Annotated in this window: 15 protein-coding genes; 11 read left to right on the forward strand and 4 right to left on the reverse strand. The window is 38.6% G+C overall.

Annotation, left to right across the window (positions count from 1 at the left end; genetic code table 11):
• Positions 1–4: 4 nt before the first annotated feature.
• The 7 genes from NSQ49_RS23980 (at position 5) to NSQ49_RS24010 (ending at position 5,752) form a co-directional block, all read left to right on the forward strand.
• Positions 5–955, forward strand: coding sequence for a ring-cleaving dioxygenase (locus tag NSQ49_RS23980; protein ID WP_251284619.1), 951 nt, complete (start codon positions 5–7; stop codon positions 953–955).
• Positions 956–2,399: 1,444 nt separating this feature from the next.
• A complete protein-coding gene (locus NSQ49_RS23985; protein ID WP_251284621.1) occupies positions 2,400–2,606 on the forward strand; it encodes a DUF6366 family protein in 207 nt (68 codons plus the stop codon).
• Between the two features lie 422 nt (positions 2,607–3,028).
• Positions 3,029–3,451 carry an EcsC family protein gene (locus tag NSQ49_RS23990; RefSeq protein WP_251284622.1) on the forward strand — a complete coding sequence of 141 codons (423 nt, stop codon included), beginning with the start codon at positions 3,029–3,031 and terminating at the stop codon, positions 3,449–3,451.
• Complete coding sequence (locus tag NSQ49_RS23995; protein WP_251284623.1) at positions 3,444–3,734, forward strand: EcsC family protein; 291 nt, start codon at positions 3,444–3,446, stop codon at positions 3,732–3,734. Before NSQ49_RS23990 ends, NSQ49_RS23995 begins: the two co-directional genes overlap by 8 nt.
• A 345-nt stretch (positions 3,735–4,079) precedes the next feature.
• Entirely contained in the window at positions 4,080–4,577 is a 498-nt protein-coding gene (locus tag NSQ49_RS24000) for a DinB family protein (protein WP_251284624.1), read from the forward strand.
• Positions 4,578–4,701: 124 nt separating this feature from the next.
• Positions 4,702–5,040 (forward strand): hypothetical protein, encoded by a 339-nt coding sequence (locus NSQ49_RS24005; RefSeq protein ID WP_201306543.1) that lies wholly within the window; start codon positions 4,702–4,704, stop codon positions 5,038–5,040.
• Between the two features lie 187 nt (positions 5,041–5,227).
• Positions 5,228–5,752: a phosphoribosylanthranilate isomerase gene (locus tag NSQ49_RS24010; protein ID WP_159865545.1), complete on the forward strand. Its 525-nt coding sequence runs from the start codon at positions 5,228–5,230 to the stop codon at positions 5,750–5,752.
• A gap of 158 nt (positions 5,753–5,910) precedes the next feature.
• Here the strand turns inward: NSQ49_RS24010 and NSQ49_RS24015 are convergent, their stop codons facing one another.
• Together NSQ49_RS24015 and NSQ49_RS24020 are read right to left on the reverse strand one after the other, a co-directional pair.
• The gene (locus NSQ49_RS24015; protein WP_251284625.1) at positions 5,911–6,345 is read right to left on the reverse strand and encodes a DoxX family protein; all 435 of its coding nucleotides are present in this window, start codon (positions 6,343–6,345) and stop codon (positions 5,911–5,913) included.
• 33 nt (positions 6,346–6,378) lie between these two features.
• Positions 6,379–7,029 (reverse strand): Vat family streptogramin A O-acetyltransferase, encoded by a 651-nt coding sequence (locus NSQ49_RS24020; protein WP_251284626.1) that lies wholly within the window; start codon positions 7,027–7,029, stop codon positions 6,379–6,381.
• 247 nt (positions 7,030–7,276) lie between these two features.
• Here NSQ49_RS24020 and NSQ49_RS24025 point away from each other — a divergent pair, with 247 nt between their 5' ends.
• The 3 genes from NSQ49_RS24025 to NSQ49_RS24035 all read left to right on the forward strand — a co-directional run bounded on the left by NSQ49_RS24025 (position 7,277) and on the right by NSQ49_RS24035 (position 9,413).
• Complete coding sequence (locus NSQ49_RS24025; RefSeq protein WP_251284655.1) at positions 7,277–7,951, forward strand: MerR family DNA-binding transcriptional regulator; 675 nt, start codon at positions 7,277–7,279, stop codon at positions 7,949–7,951.
• A gap of 164 nt (positions 7,952–8,115) precedes the next feature.
• Positions 8,116–8,538 carry a DUF1801 domain-containing protein gene (locus NSQ49_RS24030; protein ID WP_159865557.1) on the forward strand — a complete coding sequence of 141 codons (423 nt, stop codon included), beginning with the start codon at positions 8,116–8,118 and terminating at the stop codon, positions 8,536–8,538.
• A gap of 20 nt (positions 8,539–8,558) precedes the next feature.
• Positions 8,559–9,413 carry a zeta toxin family protein gene (locus tag NSQ49_RS24035; protein ID WP_159865560.1) on the forward strand — a complete coding sequence of 285 codons (855 nt, stop codon included), beginning with the start codon at positions 8,559–8,561 and terminating at the stop codon, positions 9,411–9,413.
• Here the strand turns inward: NSQ49_RS24035 and NSQ49_RS24040 are convergent.
• A complete protein-coding gene (locus tag NSQ49_RS24040; protein ID WP_251284627.1) occupies positions 9,400–10,200 on the reverse strand; it encodes a DUF3990 domain-containing protein in 801 nt (266 codons plus the stop codon). The genes NSQ49_RS24035 and NSQ49_RS24040 overlap by 14 nt on opposite strands.
• A gap of 1,439 nt (positions 10,201–11,639) precedes the next feature.
• Here NSQ49_RS24040 and NSQ49_RS24045 point away from each other — a divergent pair.
• Positions 11,640–12,134 (forward strand): CBO0543 family protein, encoded by a 495-nt coding sequence (locus NSQ49_RS24045; protein ID WP_159865566.1) that lies wholly within the window; start codon positions 11,640–11,642, stop codon positions 12,132–12,134.
• Between the two features lie 73 nt (positions 12,135–12,207).
• Here the strand turns inward: NSQ49_RS24045 and NSQ49_RS24050 are convergent, their stop codons facing one another.
• Entirely contained in the window at positions 12,208–12,792 is a 585-nt protein-coding gene (locus NSQ49_RS24050; RefSeq protein ID WP_251284628.1) for a hypothetical protein, read from the reverse strand.
• Positions 12,793–12,947: the final 155 nt, after the last annotated feature.

Genomic DNA, 12,947 nt, shown 5'->3' on the forward strand with positions numbered 1-12,947 from the left:
AGGGATGAATGTGCAAATCACTTCAGGTATCCATCACATTACAGCCATGGTGAACGATGCCCAGCGAAATATCGACTTTTATGCAGGGGTACTCGGTCTTAGGCTAGTAAAAAAAACAATTAATTTTGACCGTCCGGAAGTCTATCATCTTTATTTTGGAAATGAGAATGGTGATCCTGGAACGATAATGACCTTCTTCCCGTGGGAGAAGCAGCTAAAAGGACGGATTGGAACGGGCCAGGTCGGGGTGACCAGTTATGTGATCCCTGAACATTCAATTGACCACTGGAAAAAACGGCTGAATCAATTTGGCGTTAAGTTTATACAAACGGTCCGCTACGGTGAGACCTACCTGCAATTCCAGGATCCCGACGGCCTTGAGATCGAACTGGTAGAGCGGTCTGAGGGGCCTTTGAACACATGGTCTTTTAAAGACGTGCCTCCAGAGGCAGCCATTAAAGGATTTGGAGGAGCAACCCTGATTTCGGCAAAACCAAACAAAACGGCTGAAGTACTTGAGAATGTATTAGGGCTGGAATGCCTCGGTCAGGAAGAGGGATTCTTAAGATTTAAATCAGAAGCTGAACTTGGAAATACAATCGATATAAAACTTACCCCCTCTGTTCGAGGTTTGATGGGGGCAGGTACAGTTCATCATATTGCCTGGAGAGCTAAAGACGAAGAGGATCATGAAAAGTGGAGAAGCCTTCTTCAGGAGAAGGGCTATTATCCAACAGAGATTTTGGATCGCAATTACTTCAATGCCCTTTACTTTCATGAAGAAGGAGGCATTTTGTTCGAAATCGCTACAGACCCTCCAGGATTTACGGTTGACGAACCACTAAAGGAGCTTGGCAGCAGGCTTATGCTGCCATCTTGGCTGGAATCCAAAAGAGAAGAATTCGAAGAGTTCCTGCCTGCTTTAGAGGTCCCTATTTTAAGAGGGGATAAATAATAAAGCATAGATTTTATAGAGGGAAAAGCCAAATAAGCCGTTCAGACCAAATCCCATTGGCGATTTGGTCTTTTTGGCCATAAAAAATCACCCCCTATATTGCCCGACTGTTGGTTTTTCAATATCTGTTATAAGGGGTAAGTCTTTATCCAGGGGACTTTCTTTTTGTACAAAAGGGGAGCCATGTCAGGGTAAGAAGGATGACCCAGAAAGTTAACCAGATAGAATGAAAATTGGTGGATTTGATATTACATTGGAAGAAGAGTATGCAATACTTATTTTTCTTGAACAACGGGGCAGTCTATTGGAAGAAGAACACAGCATTAAATTGATACATATATTAGATCCCAATGAAGAAAAATATAACAAATTCTAAATGGAAGCTGGACTAATATGAGAAGCAGAAGACGAGTAAATAAGTATCCATATATTATTTTGGGAAGTATCCATTTAGTTATGCTTGTTATAACCCTGGTTAAAAGCAGAAACCGCAAGAGAGACATGGTCCTTTTCCTTAATTACGCCGGAATGGCCTATATTTTTGAATATATTGTTGTAGCCCTTTTTGATGGATATGTTTACAAGCCCAAATTTATAAAACAAAGAAATTTAGATAATATTTTCGGGGCCATTTGGTCACAGTTTTTTTATGTTCCTGTAACGGCCTTATTTATCACCGTTTTAAACCTGGGCTGGAGGGTGAAGGTATTATTTAGCTTGTATTTTGTTCTAATCGAAAAGCTATTTATATTTTTGGGTGTTTTCAAAAACAAGTGGTGGAAAACGAGATATACATTTTGTTTCATTTTAATTTCTTTTTACTGCAATGATTATTGGAATGAACAGCTCAAGAAAAAAAGACCTCTCATTATGTTTATCTCTTTATTTAACATTATCCAGGTAACATGGATGAACACGGTTTATTTATTTGCTTTACTCAGAAAGGTTCGGTATGGATTCCCTGAATTTTTATCGTGGAAAGAACATTTTATCGTCGGCCCTTTCTTTGGTTTTTTACTTTCCTTAGCAACTGCTTTCTGGACTAAAAAAGCAACCTTTACTTCACTCTTATTAAATTTTCTTACTATGTCGATGGTTGATCTATTTTTAATTAGAAAGCATTTAGAGAAAATAAAAAATCCATTGAATTTACCTCTTATTTACTCCATTATCATAATGGCTTCTCATTTTTATAGAAAATTGATATATAAACAATTAGAAAATGAATGAACTTCAGGTGAATCAGGATAATCCAACCGGGCGCATTTCTTTAAGAAGGCGTCTTTTTTGTATTCTCAAAAGTGGTGTGAGTGTCACACTTAGCTGCCTGCTCAAATCAGGCAGCCTTTGTTAATGAGAAAATCGGCAGGCTTGGAATAAAAGGTATAAGCGCTTAAATACAGAATATATTCACATTAGAAACAGCTCGCAGGGGGTGTTTGTTATGACTAATCGAGATGAAACACCGGAGGAAAAAAGAGAACGACTAAAACAAAGTGAATTAAAAACAACTTCTGCGCTAAACGATTCACTAAATAGAGGAAGCAATGGGAGTTTAACGGGTTTAACTGGCGGTTTGGGGTGGAAGGGTACAGCGGTACTGATCGTTGTATTAATCGTTGGGTTTGTATTATATAAGCTGATTTTTTAGAAGTTAATGTCTGTCTTAGAAAGTAGACCGCTGTTAATGAAAATAAGGATCAAACAAACATTGATCCCTCTGCGATAACGACATCGTGTTAAAAGTAAGGTAATCATGAAGCAGTGCTAATACTTTAATGTTCTGTTATAACCTTAATCTCCCTGTATCAATTGATGTGAACATACAAAAAGTAACATATACTCATATATAATTATTATTGACGTTACTATTATTCCTAGTAACTTAAAATAATACAAATAAGGGGATACTTTAATTGGTAAATAAAAACCATCTGAATATGAAATGAAGATATTGGAAGAAATAGTGGATTGGAAAAATCCAAGTGAGACCGCAATTAGTAAAATTATGAATGTATTAATCTTCCTTTTGATCAAGGTTATAAACTAGTAAACAAGGTCCCAGGTGTAGAAGTGGCTATCCAAAAGTCCATTGGAGGTATTATTAATCTTATTAACGAAGGTGCTCAATGGTCTGTAAGGAGCGATGCTATTTATAAAGAGTTTCGTCAAAAAGGTCATGAAGTTACAAAGGGCAATAATATTTTTTCCCTAGATTTAAACGATGTTGATAGAGTGGTTGGAATGTTAGCTGGAAAGTACAAAACCTTAGCGGGTACTGAAGGGGCAGCTGCAGGATTTGTAGGAATAGCTGGTATCCCTGTTGATATAGTGGCTTTACTAGGATTAAACTTACGAGCAATCGGGGAGTATGCCACGTATTATGAATTTGACATTAACATACAGCACGAAAGATTATTTGCTTTAAATATTCTAGGTCTTGCTTCTAGCCCAAGTGACGCCTCAAAACAAGTTGCAAAGAGCTCAATTGATTAAAATATCACAAGAAATTGCACGGAAAAGAACATGGGCTCAATTAGAAGAACATATCTTTGTAAATATGATTAAGAACATTGCAGAGAAACTGGGCCAAAGGTTAACCAAAGCTAAGCTAGCTCAAATCGTTCCTGCAACAGGAGCAATTATAGGTGGAGGTTATAATATTTATTATACAGATAAAGTTTGTGAAGCTGCCTACTACTTATATAGAGAAAGATTTCTAACACAAAAATACGGAGGGGATATTATTGATATTAATATAAATTCCTCGGAGGCATGAAAATGGATATATACAATACTAATGATTTTTCCATGCTTTCGAGTCTTCCATACTCTAGTATTCGAATAATAATATTTTAATGAGGTTCTTATGAATAGACTGGAGGATATATGATCCTAATTTTTCATTTGTAATGAAATGGTTAATAGAATATGGATGTATATTTTTTTAGATTTTTAAAATATCCACAGAAAAAAATGAATTAGTTTTATGTCCTAATGAAGGAATAAAAGCAAACTGAGCCGAATAAGTCATAGGGGTAAGCATGGAAAAAAGTGATTTCCAGGGGCTTACCCTATTTTTGGACCGACTTTGTGATTACACTTAACAGTGAGGAGTGGTTGTATGCAAGTTGTAACTAACATGTTTGAAGAACAACTCGACATTCATTGGCACGAGAATGAATGGTTTGCATCTATAGATCAGGCGCTGCATGAAGTCACTGCAGCTGAGGCAGCTTGGACAAGTTCAGGAAACAGCAATTCGATTTGGCAGATTGTTAATCACTTGATATTTTGGAATGAGGACGTAATCCATCGAATTAAGGGTACTGAGAATCCGCGTAAGGCAGAAGACAATGAAGTAACCTTTGAAAATCCGGGGGATCCAGAAGACGAATTTGGATGGACGCAGACAGTGCAGCGTCTTAATGAAGTTTTGAGTAATTTAAAAGGAGTCATTGCAGAACTTAATGATGAAAAGTTAAAAGCTCCGTATGCAGCCAACAGTAACTCTATGGAGCGACTACTTAGCAATATCATGATGCACGATACGTATCATGTCGGCCAAATTGTTCTTTTGCGAAAGCTGCAATCCTCATGGGCTGGGGTGGATTGGTCTTAAAGCAGCACAGTTCTGCTGCTCCTTGTCTGGACAATGAAGCAGAATTGACAGTAGAGAGAGGGAAATAGCCATTATATTAAAGAGAAAAATATTAACTGCTATTCTTAGCAGTTTCTTATTTGCATTGTTTTTTTCAATCCTTGGCGGGTTTGAAGAGAACCGATTTGTAAATTTATTTTTAAATTTATATTATTTAAACGTAATGCTTGCCATTACGTACGGAGTTATAGCTTCCTTCTTCAGTGACTGGCTCAGCAGAGTGATAGCTAAAAAAACTCTTGCTCGTGAGATAGCCTCCTTCATCATTCATTGCTGCTGCGGAGCCGTATTACAAGTTTTTGGACTTGGTTCTGCTATCTTATTCTTTATCATTGATCGTTTGTTAAGCAGGATGAAGATTGGCTGGCTGTCAGTGATCATAGCAATATTAATGGTAGTACTAGTATTTTTTATTATAATTTAAAAGATTTTAGAGGGGCGCAATGGGGAAAGCGCCCTTTTTGATATTTAACCAGGATTCTGAATTAAGTGCGATGGATCGGGTGAAAGGGAACGGCGCCTTAGAAGGAAGGCTCTTGTCGTAAAGATTGAGGCTTTTGTATAAGACAATATATAGCCGTACAGCTAAACGCAGAAAAATGGAGGGTTAAATGGAAAATCACAAGTTTAATGAGTTTATTAAAGTCGCTAGGAAACTCAATGACATTGAAATTATACCATTGTTAATGGGATCAGTTGGGTTAGAGATTGTTACAGGAAAGAGTTGGAATGCACAAGATTTAGATATTCATATCCCTGGGGATAAAAGAGGATGGGAAGTGCCACCCGAATTAAATATACATAACTGGAATGATGTCGTGAGCATTATGAATTCACTGGGATATCGTTTGATAGATTTGCATGAACACGAGTTTTCGAAAGAGGGATTATCTGTTGAGTTTGGTATTATTGATACCTTACCAAGTTTCGCAGGAGTCCAGTTAGAGCATTTAGAGATGCATCACCATGTAGAGGCAGAGTATTATTTACTAAATCCAAAACAATATTTACGCGTTTACGAATCTTCATCCAAGGATAGTTATCGAGCTTATAACAACAATCATAAAGATGTTGCCAAAATAGATTATTTAAATAGAATGATATTTGACAACCTGAAATCTAACTCAGAAAGTTAACCGTAATGGTATTTGATTTTTTATAGCATTGCTGGAGAGGTTAAATCAATAGAGGTACACCATGAAACTTATAAAGCCAATCTTTTATAAATAGCAAAAATTTGTGCGAAAAGAGCCGAAAGAAAAAATCCGCCAAAAGCTGGCGGATGTTTTTACTGCTATATAAGAAGAATAACAGCTGTAATAAATATAATTTGTATTATCGTTCGAGGGAAAAGCGAAGTAATTGGTTTTCCGCCCATGCTGCTCCCTTTTCGAGCAGCGTAAATGTTGGCCGGAAACATAGCAATAAGCAATAAAGCCAATCCTGCTGCAGCAAGGCTTGAAGTAATTGGAATCAACAGTCCTATTGCACCGATAATTTCGAGTATTCCAGTTATAGTAACGATGAGACCTGGTTTTGGAAAAGCAGGGGGCACCATTTTGATAAGATCGGGTCGCCGCTTTCCCCAATGCGCTGATGCCGCAAATAAGAACAAAAGGGCAACAGCGATTCGCAGAGAAGGTTCCCAGCCATCCAAATAAGCAACACCTAATAATCCAATTAAGCGAAAAAACAGGAATGAACCAATCAATACAATAAATGGAGCCATTGATATTCCTCCCTATTAAAACTATTAACCTTCTTATTTAGTATTTTTTAAACTTCTTAGTTTTTCTAAATCACCATTTACAATCACATCAATATGAGCAGAAATTATCTCAATATCTAAATCCCACCATTTCAATTCCATCAATTCAGCAATCATTTCCTCTGAAAAACGCTTCCTAATTTTCTTTGCAGGATTTCCCCCAACAATCGTGTAAGGTTCCACATCTTGCGTTATCACCGATTTGGCGGCAATAATGGCTCCATCTCCGATCTTAATCCCCGGCATAATAACTGTATCCATTCCAATCCAAACATCATTCCCGATGATGGTATCCCCTTTAAATGGCAGCTGATCCAAAGTCGGTGTATACTTCTCCCAGCCGTTTTTGAAAATATTGAAAGGGTAGGTTGAGAAGCCATCCATTCGATGGTTGGCTCCATTCATAATAAATGTAACACCGGGTGCTATCGCACAAAATTTCCCTATAATAAGCTGGTCTCCGAAAAACTCATAATGATATAACACCTGATCTTCAAAGGTTTCGCCATTTCTGGTATCGTAATAGGAGTATTCACCTGCACGAATGTTAGGTTTTGTAATTGTATTTTTAATAAATTGCACCTTCTGATTTCCTTTAATTGGATATATATCGTCCGGATTTGGACCATGCAGATTATTTGCCATAAAAATCGCCATCCTTTCAAAGCTATTCTTTTCCAATAAATTTATGCATGCCCTCAGAGATTGTTTTTTGCGGCTGAGTATGTCATGGCCAAATAACTCCCTCTATTTTTGTCTTATACATCAATTTTACAACATTAAAGCCAATTCTAAAGTTTCTGAAAATATAACGCGGAATTTCAAGTATTTTTCTATTAAACTTTATAAAGGAGTACAGTTATCAAATATAGGGGTGTGCTCAGTGAAAAATATGAGACCGATAGATATCGCGAAAAAATTAAATATTAGCACCAGCACTCTAAGAAGCTATGAGAAGAGGGGATTGGTGCCAAAACCATCACGTTCACCTGCTGGGTATAGGATATATACTGAGAAACACTTGGCCTATTTTGAATGTATTGTAGCCATGTCACCTGGGTTTGGAATAGATACTACTGCAGCTGTACTAAAAGCCCTGCAGCGAAAAAAATTGGATGCGGCTCTTTGGATCATCAATAGTGCGCAAAAAGCTGCTAATGAGGACAAAGCTCTCATTGAACAAGTGAAGGAACACCTGCAGCATCTAGATTTTGAAAAACTCCTTCCGATTAAAGATGTTTCATTAAACACAAGTATACCAGCTTCAACTCTTAGGTACTGGGAAAAGGAAGGGTATATACAATCGAAGAGGGGAACTAATCATTATCGCTGCTTTAATTCGTACCAGGTTATGAAGGTTTTGTTAATGAAAGTGGCCCAAGGTGCTGTATATTCAAACAAAGTGGTTCAATTAAAGAGAAATATCAGAAATCTGGAGGATTACAATGTTGAAGGGGTAAAGGATATAATCGAGGAGTGCCAGGTGCTTTTAAATAAACGCAATCAAAAACAGTTAAGCGGTTTATATTATTTCTACCGCTTATGTTCCAAGTTAGGATTACTATAATATCTTTCCATGAATCAGCTGCCGAATGTAGCGGTTTTTTATTTGACAAAAAGGGAGGTATAGTGAAATAAGGTAGGAGAATGGAGTATATCTAACGAATATATTAGTGAAAAATGAAGAAGGATTAGAAAATACACCTACTCAGTGAATAGGAGAGCGAATAAATGTCAGAACCGAAGATGAAAGAAACCAATAAAAGTGTAATTGAATTTATTGAAAGTGTGGAAAATGAGAAGAAGAAGGCAGATGCCTATCAGCTGTTAGAAATTTTCGAGGAGGTAACTGGGTACGAAGCAAAAATGTGGGGACCCAGTATTATAGGCTTTGGCAAGTACCACTATAAGTATGCATCAGGGCGCGAAGGGGATGCACCTTTAGCGGGGTTTTCACCAAGAAAGGCGAAAATAAGTCTATATTTGTCCTATGAAAGTGAGGAGCGAGAAAAATTATTAGAGGGCTTCGGTAAGTACACGAAGAGCAAGGCCTGTATATATGTAAATAAATTAGCTGATATCAATACTGATGTACTTAAGGATTTAATAAAACTTACAGTAGAAACCTATCAGGAACTTTATCCGACCGAATGAATGCGAGGCGCTTTTTCTTTATGAGAAAGCGTCTTTTTTATTTAGTGCAGTTCTACTGCATATACATTCTTGGTGCATACATAAGCTTTTCTGAGGTGATTGATTTGCTATTTCGCAACTGGATGGGAAAAATCTTTTACAAGGATGCAAGGGGCGGGAAAAGCTCAAATATAAAAGATACGAAGACACTTTTTTCAAAAGCGGACGGAGCTTATCTTTCAGGTAGAAGGGCTTTGCATCAGAAAATTTTAGCCGAACTTCAAAAGAACACTTTTCAGGGCAATGAGATTAATCCACAGGCATTCTTTTTTGGAGGCGGGAGCGGCACAGGAAAATCCGTTCTTAGAGAAACCATCGTAAAAGAAAACCAGCACCTCATGTCTCGTGCCGTGCAGGTGGATCCTGATGAGATAAAGCTATATATTCCTGAATATCAAATCTATAAAGAAACGTATCCTCAGAAGGCGGCTCTTTTGGTTCATAAAGAGTCTTGTGATATTCGTGATGAACTGGTCAATCAGCTGATTCAGAAAAGGAGGAGTTTTGTTTATGAAAGCACAATGGCGAAGCCGAAAAAATATAAAAGCCTGTTTACTAAACTGAAAAAGGCTGGGTATGGCATTCATTTATACATTGCAGATGCTTCACTTTCAATAGCCAGGAAACGCGCTGCTGAGCGGGCGCGGAAGGATGGAAGGGCTGTTCCCGATAAAGTCATCGCGAATACACATAAGCTGGTTCCAAAAACGTTTATCCAGGTCCGGGACCTCGCTGATAATTATTATATTTTTAATACTGAAAAAGGAAAGAAGCTTGTCACGTCCTGTACAGTGAAAGATTGTAAGCTGTTTGAGGAATTTCTTAAAAAGAAATAGAGGCATTTCTTTTTTGCAAAAGCCAGGATTCATACTGATCGTGCCATAAAGAATTTGTTCCATTTAATAGGCTAAAAGCCCAATAATAAGGTGATTCGCTCCAGAGCATGCTGGGGTGGATGGAAGAAATCCAGGAATCTGATAGTGAGCGAATCATGAGTAATCCGTCTGGCTGTATTTCCAGGCAAGCCATTTGAATTCTTTTCCATAGTTCCGGTTCGTGCTTCCTGTAATCTTGTTCAACCAGGACGGGGATGATTTTCATGTTTGATAGACATTGGATGGCCTGTTCACAATGGAGGGATAATTGATCTTTCGTTTTTGATACTGTCAGCTTTTCTTCGTGCTCAAAATGTCCGCCTGCCACTGGGCCATAAACAAAATCATAGCTATGAGAATGTCCTTTGCGGCATTTAAGGACTAGGGCCTCCCAGATCGCTTTTTCCTTTTTCCATGAGGGCTGATCAGGAAAGGGGAAAATCCTCCCGTTCAACTGAGTCAATTTTTCTAAATCAATTTCCCAGCTTATGATGGCAGGGATCCTTGCTGCAGGATGATGAAGGTATTCCTTTTTCTCGATGCCGAGCTTTTTCAATAACTCCGCAGATACCTGCAGGTTCCTTGCACGGACACTTGCCCATCTGCCTGCCTGCTTGAAGTTGAATGTAAGATACAGCCCTTTTCCGAAATCCGTCAGCAATCTTTGTGCTTCCAGACTGACACCATACTGTTGAACGAGTGCAGCGGCAAATAAATTGGTTCCGTGGAAAACTTTGTATACTGTCACAGATGTGCCCCTCCCATAGTTAGCTCTGGACTATTTTATGAAAAGTGGGGGAGGATGGTAACAGGGTTCGTTGTATTTATGGCATTGGCGCGGCTTTTCTGGCTGAGACCTGATCTTAGAAGCCGAACAGCTTACGAGTGGCTGTTTTAACAGGAATGCAGGATCAGGCAGCTTCGGACATCAAAGGATGGGAATAGTGAGTTAGAGTCGCAACTTAGGTTAACTTCAGACACAAAAAGCGAGAAACCGTCAGCTTGAGTCGGTGGCTGATCTAGCTTCTTACACAAAAGGGGGAAAATCGCGGGTAAGAGTCAGAACCAGAGCAACCTTCTGACACAACAAGCGAGAAATCGGCAGGTCGAGTCCGAACCTGGTTCAACTTCTGACACGAAAAGTGAGACACCACTAGCTAGAGTCGGAACCTGGTCCAACTTCTGACACAAAAAGCGAGAAACCAGTAGTTAGAGTCGGAACCTGGTCCAACTTCTGACATAAAAAGCGAGAAACCAGCAGTTAGAGTCGGAACCTGGTCCAACTTCTGACATAAAAAGCGAGAAACCAGCAGTTAGAGTCGGCACCTGGCCTAACTACTGACACAAAAAGGGGAAACCCGTGAGTAAGAGTCAGAACCAAAGCAACCTTCTGACACAAAAAGCGAGAAACCGTCAGTTAGAGTCGGAACCAGGTCTACCTTCTGACACAAAAAGCGAGAAATCGGCAGCTCGAGTCCGAACTTGGTTCAACTTCTGACACGAAAAGTGAGACACCACTAGCTAGAGTCGGAACCTGGTCCAATTTCTGACACAACAAGCGAGAAACCAGCAGTTAGAGTCGGAACCTGGTTCAACTTCTGACACAAAAAGCGAGAAACCAGCAGTTAGAGTCGGAACCTGGTCCAACTTCTGACATAAAAAGCGAGAAACCAGTAGTTAGAGTCGGAACCTGGTCCAACTTCTGACACAACAAGCGAGAAACCAGCAGTTAGAGTCGGAACCTTGCCTACCTTCTGACACAAAAGGGGGAAAATCGCGGGTAAGAGTCAGAAGCAGAGCAACCTTCTGACACAACAAGCGCGAAACCGGCAGCTCGAGTCCGAACTTGGTTCAACTTCTGACACGAAAAGTGAGACACCACTAGTTAGAGTCGGAACCTGGTCCAACTTCTGACACAAAAAGCGAGAAACCGTCAGTTAGAGTCGGAACCTGGTCTACCTTCTGACACAAAAAGCGAGAAACCAGTAGCTAGAGTCGGAACCAGGTCTACCTTCTGACACAAAAGGCGGAATAACCCTAGTTAGAGTCCGAACCCTGACCACTCCCATGAAAAAATCAATCAGGAGCAATATTTGCTTACAAACAGACACAAATACCAGGTCCAGGAATAAATGAATTCATAATGGGTGAATTTATTAATATCTGCAATAGGAAAGGCTGATCTTAATGGAGAAAAAATTATTAAACCTGCTTCTTGGATTATGCATTGTGTCAGTTCCTTTTATGTTTAAAGGGAAGAAAATGAGGGAGACTTTACTTGTATTCTTCTCGAAAGGTGTTTTGGCCACTTTGGTTGATGCCTATGTTGTTGGAACGAAAAGGGTTGAATATCCGGTCCGTCCTTTTCCAAAGATTTTCAAGACTAACCTGGTTTATGATATTTTATTTTTCCCGCTTTTAAGTGTGATTTGGGTTAAGATCTCTTACCATGACAAGTTAAGAAATATCCTGCTCAAAAGCTTAATTTTCAGTGTTCCAATGAGCATTGCCCAATGGTACATGGAGAAAAACACCAGACTGTTCAAGTGGAAAAAATGGTCTATTTTCCACACCTTTGGCAGTGTGAATTTCACCTTGTTCACTATTAGAGGGTTTGTTGGATTTATAAAAATTGTGGATCGATTGAAAGGAAATCAAAACTTACCTGAGCTGGAAGGCTAATAAGCCGCCTGATTATATACATAAAAAAATGCTGCCCATTTACGGCAGCTTTTTTTATGGTAATCCTTCATGCTTAATTTGCATGATCATGGTGATTAAATTTACGCTCTGTCCATAAAAAAACGTTCATAATCACCTTAGCTAATATAATTACGACGAGGTAACATACAAAAAGATATAAATAATTCGTGCTCCTATATAGCTTGAAAAGACCGAGACCGATAAGAAGGGGCTTAAAAGCAAAGGCTAAAACAGCAGAGGTCAGCCCAGTATAAACATAGTAATTTTTTTTATGCTTCAATGTCCATTGGTAAACCAGCATAAACGTGACAGGAACAAAACTTGAGTCAAGGGATAAACCTGGAACCATTGGAATCATAGGAAATGGATAATTCAGCAGCCCGTAATTTTTATTGAACAAGTCTATATAGCCAAAAAGCATATGAATGCTATAACCATAGAATCCCATGAAAAACAGTTTACTTTTATCAATTTTGAAATATAACACTATGAGAGGGACTAAAAATAGCATAATCATAAACCAGTATTCAAAAGAAGTGTAAATGCTGTGTTCCACCCAGTAATCATTTAGAGCTTCTTGTCCCTTTTTACCCATTTGGACTATATGATCGAAATCTTTTATCCTGTTTTCCTCCATGGCAAATGAACCCCTTTTAACTGCATGTTATGTCTATATTTCCTAATTATTTACTTTAATATGAGTGTTTTTTATAAGTATTTCGAGAAAAGAAAGATTTTTTATCTTTGATCAATGTCAAACATAGTGTGCTGGAGAGAAGGACTCCTTAATTC

The sequence above is a fragment of the Cytobacillus sp. FSL R5-0377 genome (assembly GCF_038004385.1).
Classification (GTDB): Bacteria; Bacillota; Bacilli; order Bacillales; family Cytobacillaceae; genus Cytobacillus.